The sequence below is a fragment of the Marinobacter sp. NFXS9 genome, assembly GCF_040148665.1.
GTDB classification, from domain to species: domain Bacteria; phylum Pseudomonadota; class Gammaproteobacteria; order Pseudomonadales; family Oleiphilaceae; genus Marinobacter_A; species Marinobacter_A mangrovi.
The window spans coordinates 20,564-40,979 of the sequence record NZ_JAGDDW010000002.1; the positions used below are offsets into that span (position 1 = coordinate 20,564).

Below are 20,416 nucleotides of genomic sequence, written 5' to 3' on the forward strand. Positions count from 1 at the left end.
GGGTTCATCGGCCCGGGGCATTTTTCATATTGAGGTGCGGGTGAGGTGTAGGGCCAGCACCTGAAGTGCCTCAAGCCCCTCGATGTCATCCTCGAACAGGGGAATGCGCAGCTGGGCCAGTTGTCCCAGGCGTTGGTCGATGTCTTCCAGGTGGCGCTGCTGGCGTTCCCGCCGGGTGGCCCAGAAGGATGTGTCGTCCACCTCCGGTAGCAGCCGGTTGATGATCGCTCCGGCAACCGGCACGTCGGCGTCACGCAGGGAGGCGACCGCCCGTTCGGTCTCCAGGATCGGCAGTCGTTCCGGGGTCAGCACAAACAGAAAGGCGGTCTGCTTGGCATCCGTCAGCTGACGCCGGGTGCGCTGGAACAGTCGCTGGCGGGCCAGCAGGGTCTCGGTCAGCTCGCGGCTGCGTGGATCCATGCCTTCGGTCGCGTTGTCGGTGGGATCCTTCAGGGGGTTGTCGACACTGCGTCCCGGCGTCAGGTGCGCGAGCGCCTTGCCCAGTTTTTCCGAGCGCTTGTTGTGTTTGAGCAGGCCGTCGGTCCAGGCGGCCATGACTTCCGGCAGGCTCAACAGTCGCAAGGTATGACCGGTCGGGGCGGTGTCGAAAATCAACAGATCGTATTCTGATTCGCTGTCCTCGATCAGCCGTGACATGCGTTCCAGCAGGGCCGCTTCCTGGGCGCCGGGGGACTGGCTGCTCAGACGCAGCTGGCGCTGGAGTTCGTTCACCTGGTCCGGGCCGACGTAGCGACGCATCTGGCTGAAGACGCGCTCCAGGTAGGCGTCCACTTCGGTGTCCGGATCCAGCTCCAGCGCGGTGAGGTTGGGCCAGAGCCGGGTGGGTTGGTCACCGATCGGGCGATTGAAGGCGTCGGCCAGACTGTGGGCCGGGTCGGTGGACACCAGCAGTACCCGACGGCCCGCATCGGCTGCGGCGATCGCAATGGCAGCCGATACCGTCGTCTTGCCGACGCCGCCTTTGCCGCCCACCATCAGCAGCCGTTTGCCGGCAATCAGTTCGGAAATATTCAGCATGTGTGCCTCAGCAACAGCGCATGTTGTCCAGCGGGGAACGCTCCATCCCCATGCGTTTGTGCCAGTCGTGGAAGCGCTCCAGCAGCAAAGGCTGGAGTTCCAGCGTGTACCAGCTCGCCGGGTTGGGAATGCCCATCATCTCGCCGAACACCAGCAGCATGAACAGGTCGTCCTCGTCCCGTTGGGCCCGGGCGATGGCGGCGCGATAGGGCGCGTTGTAATACTCGGCACCGGCGGCGCTGGCGCGCTGGTACCAATACTTCAGGCGGGAAAGGGTCTGTTTCATGATGTCCTCCGAAGGACAGGCGGCGTTGCAAAAGCCTCACCATCGACGGCCGGTGTCGTAGGTTGGGCTGACGCAGGAAGCCCAACAAGCCGGGTCGGCGACCCATCTCATCCAGCCCATGGGTCGCCAGGCCGGTTTTTGAGAGCCCCTGCTCCAACCACGTCCGTGATAACGGGAGCTTCAAGTGCCCGCTTATTGTTGGGCTTCCTGCGTCCGCCCAACCTACGTTCTGGAGCTTTTGCCGCACCCTGGAAGGCTTCCTGGCCGGGCAGGGCCGGCGTTCGCATCACGACGCTTCGGTCTGCGCGCGCTCCTGTTTGACGCGGCGCAGGGAAGCTACGCATTCCAGTGTAACCAGTATGGCCGCGACCAGCACAACCACGTCCAGGCCCAGCAGGAACCACTTGCCGCTGGCGTAGAAGCCCTTGAGCTGCAGCACCAGGGCAAACAGGGTCATGGCCAGCAGGAAGACCAGCGGGATCAGCGTGTAGCGGGTCGGGGCACCGCGGCGCACCAGCATGACGGTGATCACCAGCAGGGTCAGGCCCGCCAAAAGCTGGTTGGTGGTACCGAACAGTGGCCAGATCAGCAGACCGCCGGAGCCGTCCGCGCCACCGGCGCCGAAGGCCAGCAGCAGGCAGGTGCCGACAGACAGCAGCGTTGCGGGTGCCGGTTTGGTCATCCACTTGGCGTTATAGATTTCACCCCATTCCTGGAAAATGTAGCGCTGCAGGCGCAGGCCGGTGTCCATGGTGGTGCCGGCGAACAGCGCGGCCATGACCGTCAGCATGGTGCTGGCGACGTTGGCATCCAGGCCGGTGCCCTGGCTCAGGATGGTCGCACCCCCGTTGACGAACGCCAGTACGCCGCCCTGACCAAAGGACGTATAGACGGACTGCCATTCGGACAGCGAGGAGAACCCGGCCGTTGCCGCGATAATGGCCGCCAGGGCCAACGCGCCTTCGCCAGTGGCGCCGAAGTAGCCGACGAAGCGGGCATCCGGCTCACGGCGCAGCTGTTTGGAGGTGGTGCCCGAGGCCACCAGGCCATGGAAGCCGGATATGGCGCCACAGGCGATCGTCACGAAGAGTAATGGAATCATTGAGGGCGTGCCCTCCGGCGCGCCGAAGTTGATCATGGGCGCGACGACTTCCGGGCTGGCAATCAGAACCGCTGCGTAGAGTGCGATCAGTCCGACGAACAGCTGCAGCCCATTGATGTAGTCACGCGGTTGCAGCAGCACCCAGACAGGCAGCAGGGACGCCACCGCAGCGTAGGCGAACAGGATGAGGATCCAGGCCGCGTTGTCGGACAGGCCGACCATGTGCTCGGGCAGGCTGACCGGCACGGACGGGCCGATGTAGATCAGGAAGTAGAGCGCGGCCACACCAAGAATGGAAACGATCGGCAGGCTCATCTTGGCCCGGTAGATCAGCTGCCCGATCACCAGCGCCACGGCGATGGCGCCCCAGACCGGAACCACGGACCCCGGGTTGTTGATCAGCAGCTTGGCGATGACTACGCCGAACACAGCGTTGACCATCAGCAGAACCAGGAAGATCACGATCGTGAAGACCGACCGGGCGCGTTTGCCGACCACTTCGCCGGTCAGGGTACCGACGGATTTGGCCTTGTTGCGCACACTGGCCCAGATGGCCCCGAAGTCATGGACACCGGCGAAGAAGACGGTACCGATGGTGACCCAGAGGAAGGCAGGCAACCAGCCCCAGATGACGGCAATAGCCGGCCCGACGATCGGGGCGGCACCGGCCACGGAGGTGAAATGGTGGCCCCACAGGACAAACTTGTTGGTGGGCACAAAGTCCACGCCGTCCTCGTATTCATTGGCCGGCGTCCGGAAGTTCTCATCAACCTTGTAGATCACTTTGGCAATAAAGCGGGAGTAGAGGAAATAGCCCAAAGCCATTCCACCCAGACCCAGGACAAGTAGCAATATCGCGCTCATCGTTGGTTCCTGATATTCGTTGTTTGGATGATTTGGGGCAGCCGCCGGTTGAGGACGACTCAGTGCCAGTATTCCGGATCAACATTGCCGGAGAAATAGTTCAGTAAATCAGTTAACTAGAGAGGCTGTTACGGGTAACCCGGAAAGAGGCCAATCGTCGAATGCACCGGCCTCTAATGCAAGGCCTATTCGCCTAAAGGCTAACGCATGGCGGGAGGCTGTCATCGGCTACCAATCTGAAAATCTTTATAAAGTCAGCGGTTTGCATAAACAGGCGACATTGACCCGGATCAAGTGTGAGGCCCTGTCGATTGGTCGCGTGGCCATTCGACCAGAGAGAAACCGCTGACCGATGAGGCCAGTGGTTTTCCTGGGTCAAAATGGGAGGACACGACGATGGACCCTGTTGTTCACTTTGAAATGCCCTATGACGATCGGCGGCGGATGGCCGATTTCTATGCCGCGGCCTTTGGCTGGCAGACGGAAATGCTCGGTGAGGAGATGGGCAACTACACGCTGGCCACTACGGCGGAAACTGACCACTGCGGGCCGAAGGAACCGGGACGCATCAATGGCGGCTTCTTCCCGCGTTGCCCGGATCGGCCGGACCAGTATCCGTCGGTGGTGATTGCGGTGTCTGATATCCAACGGGCCGCCGATAAGGTCCGGCAGGCCGGCGGCGAGGTGCTGGGTGAGCCGATGACGATTCCCGGCGTCGGCGCCTACGTCTCGTTCCGGGATACGGAAGGCAATCGGGTCAGCATGCTGCAGCCGTTGCCCATGGCAATGCCGAATTGAGCCGAAGGTGACAGGGACAGTCAGGAACAGAAGCACGAGCTTCTGTTCCTGAAAAAGGCGAACAGGCCCGGAAACATTCCCTTACCCGTTGCACACAAAATCAAAAATGCATTGTTCGCACGTAGTGTTAGGCTACATTGAACGCTTGTTTAAGTGGGTGACAATGAGCCGGTGATCAAACTGGATTTGACGACGCTACTGGTCCTCACCGTGGGCATCAATGTCCTGATTGGTGTGTTTATGGGGGCCCTTTACAGGCTGCGCCGGGAGCAGTTGTGTTTCTGCTTCTGGAGCCTGTCGTGCCTGGTGTTTGCCGCAGGCTGTCTGGCGGCTGGCGCTGTCGCGTTCCTTCCCTGGTCGTGGCTGACCGTCGTGATCGCCTATACGTTGCTGGTTCTGGGGCCGCTGTTTGTGCTGTGCGGCATGCTGCAGTTTGTCGAGGGGCGGGCGGCCTCGCGATCCCTTCGAAGCCTGTTTTTCGGCTTGCTGGTCTTCGTCCCGTTGCTCGCGATTTATCGGGACAGCCCCCAGATTCCCAGGCTGATGACGGCCGCCTATACCGCGGTGATTTTCATCGCGGCTTTTCGTCTGACTCGCCGTATCCAACCGGCCAGTGCGTTGCCTGTCCGGGCGCTCCAGCTTTTCTTCCTGACCCACGGCGCTCTGATGGCGGTGGAGGTCGTGACGGTATTTCATGCCTGGTGGCATCGCATGCCCCTGGCCAATTCACCGGTTCTGGAAGCCATCCTGGTCAGCCACATCCTGCTGGCGAATTGCACGGCATTGACCTTCCCGCTACTGGCTTTCTTCCGCTCTGAGCACCAACTGCGCATCCTGGCTGAAAGCGATGCCCTGACCGGACTTTGCAATCGAAGGGCATTCTATTCCCGGGGCACTCACGCTTTCCGTGACGCCGTGCAGGCCGGAGCGCCGTTTACGGTGCTCATGATCGATCTGGACCATTTCAAGCAAATCAACGATCGCTGGGGACATGGCGTGGGCGATGACGTTCTCCGGTTTATGGCCCGTCTCCTTCGCGAGGAGCTCCGGGAAGACGACATTGTCGGCCGTATTGGTGGCGAGGAATTCGCGGTGGCCCTGCCCGGGACCACGGAGGAGCAGGCCCGTTGTATCTCCGAACGCCTCCGGGAACGGGTTTTCCAGCGAGGTCGGGTAATTGCCGATGAGCCTGTTAACCTGTCGGCCAGTATTGGTGGCGTGCACCGGGAGGAACGTCATACGTCGTTCAACGATATGCTGATGCAGGCGGATTCTGCCCTCTATTCCGCCAAGGGCCAGGGTCGGAATACCGTGTTTTTTGCGATGACCCGCGCGTTGGAGGCCTGAGCGCCTGTCTTTTTTCTCTTCCTGGGTCCATTTGCTACCGCCGGTTGACCTGTGAGTGCGCAATCCGTAGTGGTCGCTATGGCATGACATTCCTTTAATCGGGGATAATTTTGTTAGCACACTAACAGATCGGCTAGATTGTCCGTCCTGCCGTATCCTTCCTGTGCCACCTCTGGTGGGTGTTCAGACCACCAGTCGACCGGCAACACGCCGGTTTCTCTCGCATGCTTTTAACGTTCGATGGCTCCAACAAGCGGGAAAGAACCGGATTCTCCGGGAAAATCCTTTAATTTTGCTGCCATACGCCTACGCTAAAAGTGAATATCCTCATCACAAGGGACTGAACGAATGATCATATTGTCGCTCATCTTCCTGCTGCTCGGCCTGGTGCTGTTGGGCGGCGGCGTCTGGCTGATTACGCTGGGCGGGAGCTGGTATTACGCACTGGCCGGGATTGTCCTGCTCGTCGTGGGCCTGATGACGCGCAAGCGTCGCCGCCAGGCCCAGGTCCTCTATGCCATTTTCCTGATTGTCACCGCCGTCTGGGCGCTTTGGGAGTCCGGTTACGACTGGTGGCCGCTGGCCACGCGTCTGGGGCTGTTCCTGGTTCTGGCCATTCCGCTGCTGTTTCCCGCCCGCGGGGATGGCAAAAGCGGTGTCATGGTCTTAATGCCGGTCTGGGTCATTGTTGGCCTGATTACCGTCTCCAGCATGGCGGTGGACCAGCATCGTATCGATGGCAACCTGAACACCGACGTGGTGATGAAGGACGCCAACATCGGCAAGACCCCGGACGGAAGCTGGCACGCCTATGGCCGCAGCAACATGGGGCAGCGCTTCTCACCGCTGGGCCAGATCACGCCGGATAACGTGAAGAACCTGGAACAGGCCTGGCAGTACGAAACGGGGGATATCAAAGGTCCCCAGGACGTGGGCGAGACCACCTATGAGGCAACCCCGCTGAAAGTCGGCAACACCCTCTATATCTGCACGCCCCACAACTGGCTGGTCGCCCTGAACGCCGATACCGGCGAGAAGCAGTGGGTCTATGACGCCAAGGTGCCGCCGGAAAGTATGCGCCAGCATCAGACCTGCCGGGGCGTGTCCTACCTGCCGCCGGCTAGCGGCGATCCGGATGCCATCGATGTGAAAGTCTCCAGCGAGCCGGCTGAGAGCTTCAAAAGCATGCAGTGCGACGCGGAGCTTTTCCTGCCGACTTCCGACGCCCGCCTGCTGGCCCTCGATCCGGCCACTGGCGCACGCTGCAGCAATTTCGCGGATGACGGCGTGCTCGATCTGATGCACAACATGCCGTACAAGCAGGATGGCTTCTACTACTCCACCTCGCCGCCTGTCGTGGCCAATGGGGTTGTTGTCGTGGCCGGTTCGGTGAACGATAACTACGCGGTGAATTCACCGTCCGGTGTCATTCGCGCCTACGGCGTGAAAACCGGTGAGCTGAAGTGGAACTGGGACTCCGGCAACCCGGACGACACCGCGCCGATCGGCGAAGGCGAAACCTACACTACGAGCTCGCCCAACAGCTGGTCCGTAGCCAGTGCCGACGAAGATCTGGGGCTGATCTACTTCCCGATCGGCAACCGGACGCCGGACCAGTTGGGCATGTACCGCACGCCGGAGGAAGAGAAGTATGCGGCTTCCGTGGTGGCTCTGAGCCTGGAAACCGGCAAGGTGGCCTGGGTGCAGCAGTTCGTCCATCACGATCTGTGGGACATGGACACGCCGGCCCAGCCTGCGCTGCTTGACCTGAAAACGGACGACGGCGTGCAACCGGCGCTGGTGGTTCCGACCAAGCAGGGAGATGTCTACGTCCTGAACCGCAAGACCGGCGAGCCCATCGTGCCGATCTCCGAACAGGAGGCTCCGCAAGGGACCATCGAAGGCGATCATGCCTCGCCCACGCAGCCGATATCCGGACTGACTTTCCGTCCGCCGACGCTGACCGAAGCGGACATGTGGGGGGCGACGCCGATCGACCAGATGATCTGCCGTATCGACTTCAAGTCACTCCGCTACGAAGGCCAGTACACACCGCCGTCCGAGCAGGGCACCATCGTGTTCCCGGGCAACTTCGGCGTCTTCAACTGGGGCAGCATTGCGGTCGATCCCAAGCGTCAGGTCATGTTCGGCATGCCGCTCTACCTGGCGTTCACCTCAACGCTGGTGCCCAAGGAGAATGCGGACTTGAGCAACGCCAACAAGGGCGAAGCGGGCCTGAACGAAAACGCCGGCGCCCCTTATGCGGTGAACATGAAGCCGTTTCTGTCGCCGTTGGGCGTGCCCTGCCAGCAGCCGCCCTGGGGCTACGTGGCCGGTACCGACCTGCAGACTGGGAAAATCACCTGGAAGCACAAGAACGGTACGATCTATGACATGACCCCGCTGCACCTGCCGATCCCGATGGGCATGCCCGGCATTGGTGGTCCGGTGATTACCGATGGCGGTGTGGTCTTCATGGCGGCGTCCGTGGATAACTTTATCCGCGGCTACGATCTCGCCACCGGCAAGGAAATCTGGCGGGCCCGCCTGCCGGCCGGCGGCCAGGCCACGCCGATGACCTACCTCAACAGCAAGGGCGAGCAGATGGTGGTCCAGGTGGCCGGCGGTCACGGCTCCATCGGCACGACCATCGGTGACTATGTGGTTGCCTATAAGCTGAAAAAGTAGGTATACCGTAAAATGAGCGGATCCCGATCGGGACCGCTCATGAGCCAGAGAAACCCGGCTTCGTGCCGGGTTTTTCGTTATTTGGAATGGGAGTGGGTGATGAGTACAAAAGACAACACAGAAGAAACGCTGCCCGTGCCGCAGGACGACGGCGCCTGCGATCATTTACGGGGCAAGGCGTTGCCATCGGTAGCCTTGCCGGGTGTCTCCGGGGAGACTGTGGATCTGTCAGCCCAGACAGGCACCCTCGTCGCCTATTTCTACCCGCGCATCGGCAACCCGGCCCAGCCCACGGCGCCGGAGTGGGCGGATATCCCGGGCGCCAAGGGCTGCACTCCGGAAGCCTGCGGCTTTCGCGATCACCTGACGGAAATGCACGCGTTGGGTGCGCGGGTGTTCGGCATCAGCGCGCAATCCCTGGAAGAGCAAAAGGAAGCCACGGATCGCCTGAAACTGGGCTTTGAACTCCTCAGCGACAGCGACCTGAAACTGGCGCAAGCCCTGCGGCTACCCACATTCGAATTCCAGGGCAACGTATTGATCAAACGCCTGACCCTGATCATCGAAAAGGGCAAAATCACCAAGGTGTTCTATCCGGTGTTCCCACCGGCGGATCACGCGGCTGAGGTATGCTCCTGGCTTGAAGGGAATCGGTAGCTACCGATTCCCTTCATTGATAATCCGCGACAACGACGTGGCACTGTCCCGGACGTCGTCGAAAGCTCCAGAGGCTTCCTGGACACGTTCGGCGCCGGTTTGGGCGTGATCGTTGGCGGCGTCCATCTGGCTGGTCATCTGTTGCACCAGTTTGTGGTTGGTTTCCACCAGGCCGCTGATCTGGACCGTGGATTGCTGAGCCCGGGCGGCCAGTTGGCGCACTTCGTCGGCCACCACCGCGAAACCGCGACCCTGTTCGCCGGCCCGGGCGGCTTCGATGGCGGCGTTCAGCGCCAGCAGGTTGGTCTGTTCCGCAATGCCGCTGATCGTGCTGACGATATCGGTAATGTTCCGGGATTGGGCCATCAGTTGCTGGGCCAGCGATGAGGATTCGCTGACCGCGGTCGAAATCTGTCCTGTGGCCTGGACGGCCGCTTGCAGGATTTCGGATCCGGAATCCGCGCGTCCAATGGTCAACTCGGCCGCTTCGGTGACCGCCTTGGCGATTTCCTTGAGGGATTCGGTCTGCGCGACCTTGTCGGTGATGTCTGTCGCGAACTTGATCACCTTGATGACCTTGCCGTCCACGTCTTCCACCGGGTTGTATGTGGCTTCAAGCCAGATATCCCGGCCACTGCGGTGCTTTCGCAGGAACTGGCCACTGCGGAATCGACCGGCCGCCAGTTGCTTCCAGAAATCCGGGTTTTCCCGGTAGAAATCCTCATAGCAGAACATCCGGTGATGCTGGCCTTTGATTTCGGCCAGGGAATAGCCGGTGGCGGAAAGAAAGTAGTCGTTCGCACAGAGGACACGCCCGTCCGGCGAAAACTCGATGACGGCCAGCGAGCGATTCAACGCACTGAACACGGCGCTGTCTTCGTGGCGCTTGTTCGCGGTTTTGCTGATATCCGCCGCAAACTTCACGACCCGGATGGTTTCGCCATTCTGGGTCACCGGAAAGTAGTTGGCGTGCAACCAGACCTTGTCACCGGATTTGCCGATGCGACGGAATTCACCGCTCTGGGCCTCGCCTTTGCGCAGCGCATCCCAGAACTGCCGATAGGCCTGGCTTTGGACGTATTCCTTGTCACAAAACATGGAGTGATGCCGGCCGACAACCTCTTCACGGCTGTAGCCGACGACATCGAGAAAGCGGTCGTTAACGTCCACGATGATGCCGTCCGGGGTGAATTCGATGACGGCGTTGCTGTCCTTGATCGCCTGGATATAACGTTCCTGCCAATCCAGACGTTCTTTGATTTTCTCGCTTTCCTTTTTATCGAGAACCTTGATGCCAAACATGGCGCGAGTCCCTCCACGGGTTTCAGAATCCCATTGCAGAGACTAGACGCATGTCGGCGATAACGACAAATAAAAGATGACTTTTGTACAAAATTTTACAGCAGGCACACAGATGTGACGTAAGGAGCAGTGCCTTTGAAAATAAAGATACGAGACGTGACGATCGCGACTTCAAAAGGGGAATGCATCGGACGGTGGAAGGCGGGTCCAGGCGGCAGACATAAAAAAGGGGTGTCCGACAGGCAGGACACCCCAAAGCACCGATGACAGATCATCAGTAGAGAGCACACCACAAAACTAGTCGGAGGTCGGTTCCTCCTTGATGGCCGCGCGCATGCGTTTGCGCAGCAGCGGGCCGACGATATAGGGCAGGATCAAACCCAGGCCGGCGACGATCCACAGACCCAGCGCCAGCGGGCTGGCCCAGAGAATGCTCCAGTCGCCGTCGGAGATGACCAGGGCATGGCCCAGGTTCTTCTCCATTTCCGGACCCAACAGCATGCCCAGGATGATGGGCACCATGGGAATTTCCAACTTGCGCAGGATGTAGCCGGCCACGCCGAAGGCGATCATGAAGTACAGGTCAAACGTGCTGTGGCTGATGGAGTAGATGCCCACGAACGCCACCATGGTGACCATCGGCAGCAGGTACATCGGTGGTACGGACAACAGCTTGACGAAGAAACCCACCATCGGAATGTTCAGCAGCAGCAGAATCACGTTGCCGATCAGCAGAGCGGCAATCACGCCCCAGACGATGTCCGCATTCTGCGTAAACATCAGCGGTCCGGGCGTCACATTCAGCGATATCAGCATGGCAAGCAGCACGGCAGTGGTGCCGCTACCGGGTACGCCCAGTGTCAGCATCGGTACCAGGGCACCGGAAGACGCGCCATTGTTGCCCGCTTCCGGCGCCGCAACGCCGCGCGGATCACCCTCACCGAAGTGGCCTTTCTTGCCCAGGTACTGTTTCTCCAGCGTGTAGCTGATAAAGCTGCCCAGGGAGGCCCCGGCACCCGGCAGAACGCCGGCAATAAAGCCCAGCACCCCACCGCGGAACATGGTTGGAATGGCCGCAATGATTTCCTTCGGTCGCAGCATCAGCTTACCCACCTTGATCATCTTGCGGCCTGCGCCTGCCCGCTCTTCGATGAAGAACAGCAACTCTGAGATGGCAAACAGCCCGACAATCGCCAGGATGAAATCGATGCCCTCATACAGCTTGAGGATGCCGAAGGTGTAACGCTGGGTCCCGGTGGCGATGTCGATACCGACTGTGGAAATCATGAGGCCGATGACAGCGGCGATGACGGTCTTCATCGGGTTCTTGCCGGTAATGCCGCCGAGGGTGGCGAAAGCCAGCATGAACAGGGCGAAGTATTCCGCCGGGCCGAAGGTCAGCGCGAACTTGGCCAGGGCCGGAGCCAGCAGGATCAGGCCGATGGTGCCGATCAGACTGCCTGCAAAGGAGGCGATCGCCGACATGGCCAGGGCTTCGGCGGCCTTGCCTTTCTGGGCCATGGGGTAGCCGTCCAGGCAGGTCATCATGGCCGGTTCGTCACCGGGAATGTTCAGCAGGATCGACGAAATACGGCCGCCGTACATGGCGCCGGCGTAGACCGAGGTCAGCAGGATCATCGCGGTTTCCGGCGGCAGCCCCAGGGTAAAGGCCAGCGGAATCAGGATGGCCACACCGTTGGCGGGACCGAGGCCGGGCAGGGCGCCGATCAGCGTGCCTATGAACGCGCCGAACAGCGCAAACATCAGGTTGGTCGGGGTCAGGGCGACGGCAAAGCCGTCCATCAGAAACTGAAGGGTTTCCATTATTCGAACTCCAGGAGTCCGCCCGGCAGACTCAGTTCCAACCCGTAGTTAAACAGGAAGAACACCACCACGGCGGCGATCAGTCCGATCAACAGTGAGCGCAGCGGTTTGGCACCCATGCGCCAGCACAGGGCGCCGACGGCGAGCGTGGTGGAGATCACAAAGCCCAGCGGTTCCAGCAAAAACGCGTAAACCACCAGGATGGCAATGGCCAGCAGGATTTCTGCGGCCGTGCGGCCCATCGGCCAGTGCGCATCAGGATCCGGTTTGACGATCAGGTAGACGCTGGACAACGCAAGCACGACAGACAGCAACGTGGGGAAAGTCTCCGGGCCGACGGTCTCGGCGCCGCCGAACGGCTCGGGCCACTGTTGGGCACCCCAGCCGTAGGCGACTGCCAGGACGAACAGCCCGAGACCGAGAATCCGGTCTCCGCGGGCTGTCATTTCAGCAATCCTATTTCACGAGAGAGGTCTGCGATGTCCTTCACCTGCTTGTGGACGAAGGCGTCGAACTCGCCAGCCGGCGGGTGGAACGGAATCAGGCCGTTCTGCTTCATGACCTTCTTCCACTCGTCACTGGCATAGACCTTGTTGATGGCGTCGGTCCAGTAGGCCTTGGCCTCGTCGGAAGCGCCTTTCGGCATGTAGAAGCCGCGCCAGTTGGGACCTACCGCGTCGATGCCCTGTTCCTTGGCGGTGGGGATGTCACCCAGATCGCCGGGCAGGCGTTCGTCTGCAAGGACGGCCAGGATGCGGATGTCGCCGGACTTCAGGAAACCGGTCGCTTCGGAGATGTCGCCGGTAAACGCATCGACCTGGCCACCGACCACCTGGGTCAGGGCTTCACCACCGTTGTTGTACGACAGGTAGGGGATGGAAGGCAGTTTGTCCGCGCCCGCCGCCTTGGCGGTGATCAGGACTTTAAGATGATCCCAGCCGCCGCGAGCACTGCCGCCGGCAAACTTCACGGAGCGCGGGTTCTCCTTGACCGCGGCCATCAGCTGCTTGAGATCCTGGTATTGGGAATCCTTGCCCACGGCAATGACCCCGTAGTCGGCACCCAGTGCGCCCACCCAGGTCACCATATCGGCGTTCATGCCGGGGAACTGTTTCTGGGCCAGACGGGTCGTGGTGGCTGTGGAAGCGGCTACCAGCAGCGTATTGTCTTCATTGCGCTTACTGATGGTGTGGGCGAAAGCGACGCCACCGCCGGCACCGGCCATGTTGGTGGTCTGGACGGTTCCGGGAACCAGACTGAGGTCCTGGAGGACATTGCCAACGCTACGGCAGGTGAAATCCCAGCCGCCGCCCGGATCCGCGGGGGCGATACATTCGACTTTTCCGGTAGGTTCCCAGGCAAGGGCAGACAGGCTGAACGTGGCCATGGCCACGAATGACAGGCATCGTTTGAATAGCATTTTGGTCACCTCTGTTTGTTTTTGTGGCCATCCGGGAGGGCATCGGTGCAATGGCTCCCTGAGGATTGCGATGTGGCAAACCATGGACGGCTCTTTAACTAGAGTAGGTAGTGGCCGCAGATAGCAAAAGTTTGTGGACGTAATGCGTTTAAAATCATTAAAGGACGTTTTGTTCATAATGTTCACGGGAAAAAAACGCCCACGTGACGTAACCTGAACGGCTGGAACGTGGGAGATTCTCCTCAATACCAACGACAAGAAACCGAACACGCCGTCCGACATGCCGTTTGCCTATCGCAAGCTCAAACTCAAGACCCGGATGATCATCATCCTGGGGCTGGTCAGCGCCCTGCAGACCGGTCTGATCGGTGGTTTCGCCGGTTATTACCTGAGTGAATCCCTCTACGAACAGATCGGCCAACGGGCCCTGATGGTGGCCAAGACGGTGGCGGCCATGCCCGCCGTGATCGAGGGCGTGAAGGAGCGGGATACGGATGCGCTGATGGCCCTGAGCCAGCGGGTGGCCGACACCAACGAGGCGCTGTTTATCGTCATTGGCGACCGTCACGCGATTCGCCTGGCCCACCCGGATCCGGCCCGTATCGGCCATTCAATGGCGGACGACGACGGTGATCTGGGAACCCGCGCACTCAAGTACGGCGAAGGTTACGTCGCCAAGGCCCACGGCAGCCTGGGGCTGTCGATGCGGGGCAAGGCGCCGATCATCGATATCAGTAACGGCGAGATCATCGGCATCGTGTCCGTCGGCTATTCCCTGGACCAGGTTTTCTCCACCATCCAGCGTTACAACATGGTGCTCTATCTGGTGATGGGGTTGATGCTGCTGGGCAGTGTGCTGGCGGCCATCCTCATTGCCGGGCGCTTCAAGAAGGCGATCTTCGGGCTGGAGCCGGAGGAAATCGCGGCCCTGTTCCAGGAGCGGGACGCCACCCTGCAGTCCGTCCGTGAGGGGATTATTGCGATCAACCGGGACGGGGTGATCACCACCTTCAACCGCACCGCCATCAAGACTCTGGGGCTGGGACCGGACACGCGTCTGGCCGGCCGCCCCATCGGCGATGTCCTCCCGGAGAACAATCTGATGTCGGTGCTGGAAACCGGCGAGCCGGCCTTCGACCGGGAAGTCTGGATGCAGGGCCGGCAGATGATCGTCAACCGCCTGCCCGTGAAGCAGGGCGACGCGATTATTGGCGTGGTGGCCAGTTTCCGCCTGCGGGACGAGCTGGACCAGGTAAGCCGTCAGCTGACCCGCATCCAGCAGTATGCCGATACGCTGCGCAGTCAGACCCACGAGTACTCCAACAAACTGCACACCATTGCCGGGCTGATCCAGATCGGTGCCAACGAACAGGCGCTGGCGTTGATCGGCAGCGAAGTGAGCGACCATCAGGCGCTGATCCATCTGCTGTTGGAGGCGGTGCCGGATCCGGTTCTGGCCGGGTGTCTGCTGGGCAAATACAACCGGGCCCGCGAGATGGGCCTGCAACTGGTCATCGATCCGGACAGCGAGATGGCCGACCTGCCGCCGCAGTTGCCCCGGGATCAGCTGGTCAGCGTGTTGGGCAACCTGATCGACAACGCCCTGGAAGCCACGCGCCAACAGAGCGGAGAGGGCGGCGTGGTGCATCTGAGTATGACCGACCTGGGATACGACTTGATTTTTGAGGTGGAGGATCAGGGCCCGGGCATTCCGGAAGCCGAACGCGAGCGGATCTTCGAGCGGGGCGTCAGCAGCAAGGCCGAGGGCGATCACGGTATCGGCCTGTATCTGGTCAAGCAGTTCGTGGATCGCTGGGGAGGCTCGGTGACGGTGGAGCCCCTGCAGCCGAACGGCAGCCGGTTTACACTGTATTTGTCGAAAACGCCGGTTCAGACCGAAGGGGTCACGCAGTGAGAACCATTCGATTGATGATCGTGGAAGACGATCGCCAGATCGCCGAAATCCAGCGCCGCTTTATCGAACGCATCGACTTTGTCGAACTGACAGGCATTGCTCACACACTGGCCGACGCCCGGGACCAGATTGACGTATTGCAACCGGATCTGGTGCTGCTGGACGTCTACTTTCCCGACGGCACCGGTCTGGAATTGCTACGCGAGCTGCGGGCCGGAGATAGCCCCTCCGACGTCATCCTGATCACCGCCGCGCGGGAAGTGGACACCTTGCGCAGCGCGCTACGCGGCGGCGTCTTTGATTACATCCTAAAACCGCTGGTGTTTGAGCGCCTGCAAGCGGCCCTGCAGCGTTACCAGCAGCACCTGAGCACGCTCGACAGCCTGGGGGACGTTGCCCAGAAAGAAGTGGACGCGCTCCTGCCACGTCATCCCGCCGAGCCGGAACCGGCCAGTCCCTCCCGGCTGCCCAAGGGCATCGATCCGCTGACCCTTGACAAGATCCGCGATGTGGTGCGCGCGCCCGGCGACTGGAGTGCCGAGGCGGTTGGGCAGGAGATCGGTGCGTCCCGCACCACCGCCCGCCGTTACCTGGAGTACCTGGTCAGTGCGGATGAACTGACCGCCGAGGTGAACTACGGCACGGTGGGGCGGCCGGAGCGACGTTATCGCGCGATCGCACCTGGCTGACCTTATGCTTTTGGCCGCCGGTCGCCTTCCAGGAAGTTGGCGGTAAACACGGCCTTGCCATGAGTCTCGAAGGACCACTTCATGGTCTCGGACAGCACCTTCATCACCTCATCGAACTCACCGAACACCTGAGTGCTCATCCGGTTCGCATGCACTTCCAGGCCACTGTTCTTGAGGCGCTGTATAACCTCCTTGATGCTGGCTTTGTACTCGTCCTGGAGCGGGTAATGACTGATCTGGACGGAAAGATACATAGCACTCTCCTTGTCTTCGGTTCATGGGGAATCCATTCCCAGCCTAAGCCCGGCAGCGGCAAAATGACCAGCCCTGCAAAGTGACGTACCGCTTCTCTGCTAAGCTGAACGGGTAGGCGTGGCAGCAACGGAGGCGTTCATTTGAGCAGCGATTATCAGGAAATTGCGCTTCGCCTGCTGGCGGCTCTGGTTGCCGGCGCGGTGATTGGCTATGAGCGTTCGTTCCACGGTCGCCCGGCCGGTTTCCGTACGCACACCCTGGTCAGTCTGGCGTCCTGCCTGTTGATGCTGGTGACGGTCTACGAGGCCCACTGGGTGCCGGCGACGATGGATGGTATCCGGCTCGATCCCACTCGTATGGCGCAGGGCATCATGACCGGTATTGGTTTTCTGGGTGCGGGGGTGATCGTCAAGGAAGGGTTGTCCGTGCGCGGGCTGACCACCGCCGCTTCCATCTGGATCACGTCTGCTATCGGTATCCTCGCCGGCGTGGGGTTCTACTATCCGCTGGTGCTGTCACTGCTGCTGGCGGTGACGGTGCTGTCCCTGTTCCGTTGGATTGAGTCGCGGGTGCCGACTCAGGCCTTTTATCACTTCGATGTTCAGTTCGCCCCGGCGGCGAAACTCAGCGATGACGTCATCCGCAAACTCATCGAGAGTCACGGTTTCACCATTGCCGACTTCAGTTACCGCATCTATGCCGAAAGACAGGTCCGCCGTCATAAAATGGTGCTCTGTTCAATTGACGAGTCCAGTGCCGCCCGGCTGGTGGCAACGCTGGAAGAGACCGAATCGGTACTGGAATTTCGCATCGCGCCGATGAGTGGTTAAGTCGGGTATCCAGTCCGGCGGTTTGGACGTATAACCGGAAAAATGGTCCTGGCGTGGTGGGCGCGTGCTGAAGCAACTGTTCTCTTTCCTGATCCTGAATGCGTTGTGTCTGGTCCTGCAGTGGTGGCGGCCCGGGCCCTTGCCCTGGGTGGCGCTGGACGCCCTGTTGCTGATGGGGCTGCTGGGGGTGACTCGGGCCGGAGTCTGGCGCCAGTGGATCGCCTGGGCACTGGGCGTGGGATACGTGGCACTGGCGCTGTTCGTGGCGGCCGATGGCGTTATGCGACTCGCCTTGGGGCGTCCGCTGAATCTCTATCTGGACAGCGCGTTGCCGGGCAAGGTCGTTGATCTGGCCGTGACCAATCTGGGGTATGTCTGGGCCCTTGGTTTTGCAGCGGTTCTGGTGCTGTCGGTGCTGGTCCTGGCGTGGTTGGTGCGGACGCTGCTGCTTTATGCCGGGCGCCAGGTGTCGGTCCGGCAAGCCAAAGCGATGACGGCGCTCGCCCTGGTTGGCCTGGCCTTGCTGCCTGTCCGGGCCATCCCGGTGACGGTATCCGGCGCCGAGGTATTGGCAACCCAGGTTGAGCGCATAATGGACGCACAGGCACAGACCGAGGCCTTTTCGCGTCAACTGAGTGCAGTCGAAAGTACCGGCAACCGGGGACGTGCGGTCGCAATGGATCGACTGGCCGGAGACGATGTGCTGATCGGCTTCATTGAATCCTATGGTGTTTCCGCGCTGGGCGATCCCCGCTATCGGCCGGTGTTGGACCCGCGTCTGGACGCCATGGAGCAGGCCCTTTCAACGGCCGGGCTCAGTGTGGTCAGCGGCCGCTTGCGGTCGCCGGTCCAGGGCGGTCAATCCTGGCTCGCTCACGCTACGGTCTTGAGTGGACTGTGGGTGGACAGCGCGATGGCTTACGACGTGATGTTGTCGAGCGGCTACGCCACCCTGATTGACGACTTTCGCCAGACCGGACACGACACCGTTGCCGTGATGCCCGCAATCACCCGAGCCTGGCCGGAAGGGCGCCAGTTGGGTTATCGGCACATCTACGATGCCCAGCGCATCGAATACGCCGGCCCGGCGCTGAACTGGGTCACCATGCCGGACCAGTACACCTGGTCCTGGTTCCAGCGCCAGGTACGGGACGCCTCGGCGACACCGATATTCGCCGAGCTGGCGCTGATCAGCAGCCACGCGCCCTGGGTGCCGATCCTGCCGGTGCTGCCGGATTGGCAGGCCATCGGTGACGGTCAGGTCTTTTCCCCATGGAAAGGGGCAGGAGAGGCGCCCGCCGAGCTGTGGCGTAATCCTGAGCGAGTGCGGCAGCATTACATTCGAGCGATCGACTATGCCCTGGCCGTGGCGACGGACTACGCCATTCGTCATGTGGACAACCACACGCTGCTGATCCTGCTCGGCGATCACCAGCCGGCGCCGCTGGTGACCGGTGAGGGCGCAAGCCGCGATGTGCCCGTCCACATCATTGCCCGTGACCCTGACTTGCTCGCGCCGTTCACCGGTCCCGCCGGACTGCCCGGCTTCCGCCCCGGCGTTCGCCCGGAGCTGGATCGTCCCGGCCCGCGGATGGATCAACTCCGTTCATTTCTGCACATACATTTCTCAACAGTATCGCCTGTGGCATCGCGCTAGACTCTGTCCGGTTGTCATCGGAGGCGTGAGCAGAATGGACGTGAGTCAGGGTGGATCGGCCGCAGGGCACAGAAAGGATTCCGATAAACCGCGCTGGGGCGTCACGCTGTTTGGCCTCATCTTCCTGTGTGCCGGCCTGGGCGTACTGATCTTCAGCCCGCTGGCGACCCTCTATGAGCATGTCAGCAGTGCCGGCTGGGGCCGGGTCCAGGCGACGTTGCAACAGATCGATCTGCGCAGCCATCGCGGCGACGACAGCACCACTTGGTCGGTGGATGCCACCTACACCTACCGCATTGGCGGGCGCACGTATACCGGCCATCGGGTGGGCTACGACGCCGGCAGCGACAATATCGGGGACTATCAACGGCAACTGGTCAGCCGCATGCAGCGTATCAGTGCCCAGGGCCCGGTGGCCATCTGGGTGAATCCCGACAACCCCACCCAAAGCTACCTGGTTCGCGAACTGCGCTGGAAAAAGCTGCTGTTCGGCGTTCTGTTCGGTACGGTCTTCGCGGTGGCCGGCGTTGCGATCCTGCTGGTGGGCCGGCGTCGACGCCGACTGGCCGCGGACCAGACAGACATCTTGTCCTCCCAGCGCTACGGCCACTGGGTATTCGGCTTCATGGCCTTCATGTTTCTCGCCATCAGTCTGCCGGGTGTGCTCGCCGTCCCGGACGAACTGGCGGATGACAACTGGCTGATCCTGATGGTGCTGATCTTCCCGCTGGCCGGCCTCTGGCTCGCCAGAGTGGCCTGGGAGAGCCGGCGCAACTGGCGCTACTACGGTCCGATGCCCTTGAGACCGGATCCGGTACCGGGACAGGTAGGCGGTGATATCGGCGGGCGGATTCGCCTGTCGCGACCGGAGATTGACGCGCCGTGGCAGGTGACCCTGCAGTGCGTCCGGGTGCGCATCCGTTCCGGCAAGGACAGCAGTCGCAGTGAACGCATCATCTGGCAGGCCCACCAGGCGCCTTACGTGCATACCGAAGGTACCGGTGCCGTGGTCGCCTTCCGTTTTACGCCGCCGGCGGATCTGCCTCCGACAGACACCAGCGGACGGGAACAGGTCCTGTGGCGGCTGGTCCTCGATGGGCCGCAGGAACCGGTGGCCCTGGAGCGGACCTACGAACTGCCGGTGGTGCCCGGCACACTGGCCTCTGCGGTCACCTTGCCCCGCGAGCATGTGGAGCGGGCAGAACGCAAAGCCCAGGTGGCCGCGACCTCGTCCGCTGCCGAGCAGATCGATGTGGAACCCTGGATGGATGGCTGGCGGATTCGCAGCCGCGCTGGCCGCAACCTGGGCTTCACACTGGCGATCCTGATCGGGGGCGTGTTCTTCGCGGGTGCCGCCATTGGCCTGGGCGTTGCCGCGGCGTCCGAAGGTGTCATGCTTTATGTGATGGCCTTCTTCTTCGGGTTGTTTGGATTTCCCATGGCGTTGGGGGGCCTGTTCATGCTGGGCCGTTCTCTCGATGTGCGCATTCGCCAGTGGCAGGTCCGGTCTGTCAGGGCCTGGTGTGGCATGGCGCTGTGGCGCCGGCAGGCTGACCTGACCCAGGCCGGTCAACTGGTGCTGACATCAGGCGGTTCGGCCAACAAGGGGCACCGCATGACCGAGTATTTCCACCTGGAAGTGAAGGCCGCCGGCAAGCAGATCCGTATTGCCGAGGGGCTGGCGGGCCGTGAGGTGGCGGAAGCGTTCCGGGATAATCTGGTGCGTTTGCTGCGCCTGTCGTGA

Annotated in this window: 17 protein-coding genes; 9 read left to right on the forward strand and 8 right to left on the reverse strand. The window is 61.5% G+C overall.

Annotated elements, in window-relative coordinates; translation table 11 throughout:
- Positions 1–24: 24 nt before the first annotated feature.
- The 3 genes from J3364_RS03685 to J3364_RS03695 form a co-directional block, all read right to left on the reverse strand.
- Positions 25–1,038 (reverse strand): ArsA family ATPase, encoded by a 1,014-nt coding sequence (locus J3364_RS03685; protein ID WP_349556847.1) that lies wholly within the window; start codon positions 1,036–1,038, stop codon positions 25–27.
- Between the two features lie 7 nt (positions 1,039–1,045).
- Positions 1,046–1,324 carry a cory-CC-star protein gene (locus J3364_RS03690; protein WP_190294854.1) on the reverse strand — a complete coding sequence of 93 codons (279 nt, stop codon included), beginning with the start codon at positions 1,322–1,324 and terminating at the stop codon, positions 1,046–1,048.
- A 286-nt stretch (positions 1,325–1,610) separates the two neighbouring features.
- A complete protein-coding gene (locus J3364_RS03695; protein ID WP_349556849.1) occupies positions 1,611–3,290 on the reverse strand; it encodes a carbon starvation CstA family protein in 1,680 nt (559 codons plus the stop codon).
- A 396-nt stretch (positions 3,291–3,686) separates the two neighbouring features.
- Between J3364_RS03695 and J3364_RS03700 the strand changes: the two genes are divergently transcribed.
- From J3364_RS03700 to J3364_RS03715, 4 genes are all read left to right on the forward strand, one after another.
- A complete protein-coding gene (locus tag J3364_RS03700; RefSeq protein WP_349556851.1) occupies positions 3,687–4,088 on the forward strand; it encodes a VOC family protein in 402 nt (133 codons plus the stop codon).
- Between the two features lie 171 nt (positions 4,089–4,259).
- A complete protein-coding gene (locus J3364_RS03705; RefSeq protein ID WP_349556853.1) occupies positions 4,260–5,435 on the forward strand; it encodes a GGDEF domain-containing protein in 1,176 nt (391 codons plus the stop codon).
- 348 nt (positions 5,436–5,783) lie between these two features.
- The gene (locus tag J3364_RS03710) at positions 5,784–8,123 is read left to right on the forward strand and encodes a glucose/quinate/shikimate family membrane-bound PQQ-dependent dehydrogenase (RefSeq protein WP_349556855.1); all 2,340 of its coding nucleotides are present in this window, start codon (positions 5,784–5,786) and stop codon (positions 8,121–8,123) included.
- Positions 8,124–8,222: 99 nt separating this feature from the next.
- Positions 8,223–8,780 (forward strand): peroxiredoxin, encoded by a 558-nt coding sequence (locus J3364_RS03715; RefSeq protein WP_349556857.1) that lies wholly within the window; start codon positions 8,223–8,225, stop codon positions 8,778–8,780.
- Here the strand turns inward: J3364_RS03715 and J3364_RS03720 are convergent, their stop codons facing one another.
- From J3364_RS03720 to J3364_RS03735, 4 genes are all read right to left on the reverse strand, one after another.
- Complete coding sequence (locus J3364_RS03720) at positions 8,781–10,082, reverse strand: methyl-accepting chemotaxis protein (protein ID WP_349556859.1); 1,302 nt, start codon at positions 10,080–10,082, stop codon at positions 8,781–8,783.
- 297 nt (positions 10,083–10,379) lie between these two features.
- Positions 10,380–11,906 carry a tripartite tricarboxylate transporter permease gene (locus tag J3364_RS03725; RefSeq protein WP_349556861.1) on the reverse strand — a complete coding sequence of 509 codons (1,527 nt, stop codon included), beginning with the start codon at positions 11,904–11,906 and terminating at the stop codon, positions 10,380–10,382.
- Positions 11,906–12,352, reverse strand: coding sequence for a tripartite tricarboxylate transporter TctB family protein (locus J3364_RS03730; RefSeq protein WP_349556862.1), 447 nt, complete (start codon positions 12,350–12,352; stop codon positions 11,906–11,908). Before J3364_RS03730 ends, J3364_RS03725 begins: the two co-directional genes overlap by 1 nt.
- Positions 12,349–13,326 carry a Bug family tripartite tricarboxylate transporter substrate binding protein gene (locus J3364_RS03735; RefSeq protein ID WP_349556864.1) on the reverse strand — a complete coding sequence of 326 codons (978 nt, stop codon included), beginning with the start codon at positions 13,324–13,326 and terminating at the stop codon, positions 12,349–12,351. Before J3364_RS03735 ends, J3364_RS03730 begins: the two co-directional genes overlap by 4 nt.
- Positions 13,327–13,606: 280 nt before the next feature.
- Here J3364_RS03735 and J3364_RS03740 point away from each other — a divergent pair, with 280 nt between their 5' ends.
- Positions 13,607–15,241 (forward strand): ATP-binding protein, encoded by a 1,635-nt coding sequence (locus tag J3364_RS03740; RefSeq protein WP_349556866.1) that lies wholly within the window; start codon positions 13,607–13,609, stop codon positions 15,239–15,241.
- Positions 15,238–15,930 carry a response regulator gene (locus J3364_RS03745; protein WP_349556868.1) on the forward strand — a complete coding sequence of 231 codons (693 nt, stop codon included), beginning with the start codon at positions 15,238–15,240 and terminating at the stop codon, positions 15,928–15,930. The genes J3364_RS03740 and J3364_RS03745 overlap by 4 nt, the downstream gene beginning before the upstream one ends.
- A 2-nt stretch (positions 15,931–15,932) precedes the next feature.
- Here J3364_RS03745 and J3364_RS03750 read toward each other — a convergent pair whose 3' ends face one another.
- Positions 15,933–16,184: a YkoF family thiamine/hydroxymethylpyrimidine-binding protein gene (locus tag J3364_RS03750; protein ID WP_203140509.1), complete on the reverse strand. Its 252-nt coding sequence runs from the start codon at positions 16,182–16,184 to the stop codon at positions 15,933–15,935.
- 141 nt (positions 16,185–16,325) lie between these two features.
- On the opposite strand from J3364_RS03750, the gene J3364_RS03755 reads away from it, so the two are divergent.
- The 3 genes from J3364_RS03755 (at position 16,326) to J3364_RS03765 (ending at position 20,416) form a co-directional block, all read left to right on the forward strand.
- Entirely contained in the window at positions 16,326–17,015 is a 690-nt protein-coding gene (locus tag J3364_RS03755) for an MgtC/SapB family protein (protein WP_349556869.1), read from the forward strand.
- 64 nt (positions 17,016–17,079) lie between these two features.
- The gene (locus J3364_RS03760; RefSeq protein WP_349556871.1) at positions 17,080–18,672 is read left to right on the forward strand and encodes an alkaline phosphatase family protein; all 1,593 of its coding nucleotides are present in this window, start codon (positions 17,080–17,082) and stop codon (positions 18,670–18,672) included.
- Positions 18,673–18,706: 34 nt separating this feature from the next.
- A complete protein-coding gene (locus tag J3364_RS03765) occupies positions 18,707–20,416 on the forward strand; it encodes a DUF3592 domain-containing protein (RefSeq protein ID WP_349556873.1) in 1,710 nt (569 codons plus the stop codon).

What these genes read in the sequence shown, in the direction of transcription:
- J3364_RS03715 (WP_349556857.1), top strand. Translation starts at nt 8,223, where the DNA reads ATGAGTACAAAAGACAACACAGAAGAAACGCTGCCCGTGCCGCAGGAC.
- J3364_RS03720 (WP_349556859.1), bottom strand. Translation starts at nt 10,082, where the DNA reads ATGTTTGGCATCAAGGTTCTCGATAAAAAGGAAAGCGAGAAAATCAAA.
- J3364_RS03730 (WP_349556862.1), bottom strand. Translation starts at nt 12,352, where the DNA reads ATGACAGCCCGCGGAGACCGGATTCTCGGTCTCGGGCTGTTCGTCCTG.
- J3364_RS03750 (WP_203140509.1), bottom strand. Translation starts at nt 16,184, where the DNA reads ATGTATCTTTCCGTCCAGATCAGTCATTACCCGCTCCAGGACGAGTAC.
- J3364_RS03725 (WP_349556861.1), bottom strand. Translation starts at nt 11,906, where the DNA reads ATGGAAACCCTTCAGTTTCTGATGGACGGCTTTGCCGTCGCCCTGACC.
- J3364_RS03740 (WP_349556866.1), top strand. Translation starts at nt 13,607, where the DNA reads ATGCCGTTTGCCTATCGCAAGCTCAAACTCAAGACCCGGATGATCATC.
- J3364_RS03690 (WP_190294854.1), bottom strand. Translation starts at nt 1,324, where the DNA reads ATGAAACAGACCCTTTCCCGCCTGAAGTATTGGTACCAGCGCGCCAGC.
- J3364_RS03765 (WP_349556873.1), top strand. Translation starts at nt 18,707, where the DNA reads ATGGACGTGAGTCAGGGTGGATCGGCCGCAGGGCACAGAAAGGATTCC.
- J3364_RS03685 (WP_349556847.1), bottom strand. Translation starts at nt 1,038, where the DNA reads ATGCTGAATATTTCCGAACTGATTGCCGGCAAACGGCTGCTGATGGTG.
- J3364_RS03695 (WP_349556849.1), bottom strand. Translation starts at nt 3,290, where the DNA reads ATGAGCGCGATATTGCTACTTGTCCTGGGTCTGGGTGGAATGGCTTTG.
- J3364_RS03700 (WP_349556851.1), top strand. Translation starts at nt 3,687, where the DNA reads ATGGACCCTGTTGTTCACTTTGAAATGCCCTATGACGATCGGCGGCGG.
- J3364_RS03735 (WP_349556864.1), bottom strand. Translation starts at nt 13,326, where the DNA reads ATGCTATTCAAACGATGCCTGTCATTCGTGGCCATGGCCACGTTCAGC.
- J3364_RS03710 (WP_349556855.1), top strand. Translation starts at nt 5,784, where the DNA reads ATGATCATATTGTCGCTCATCTTCCTGCTGCTCGGCCTGGTGCTGTTG.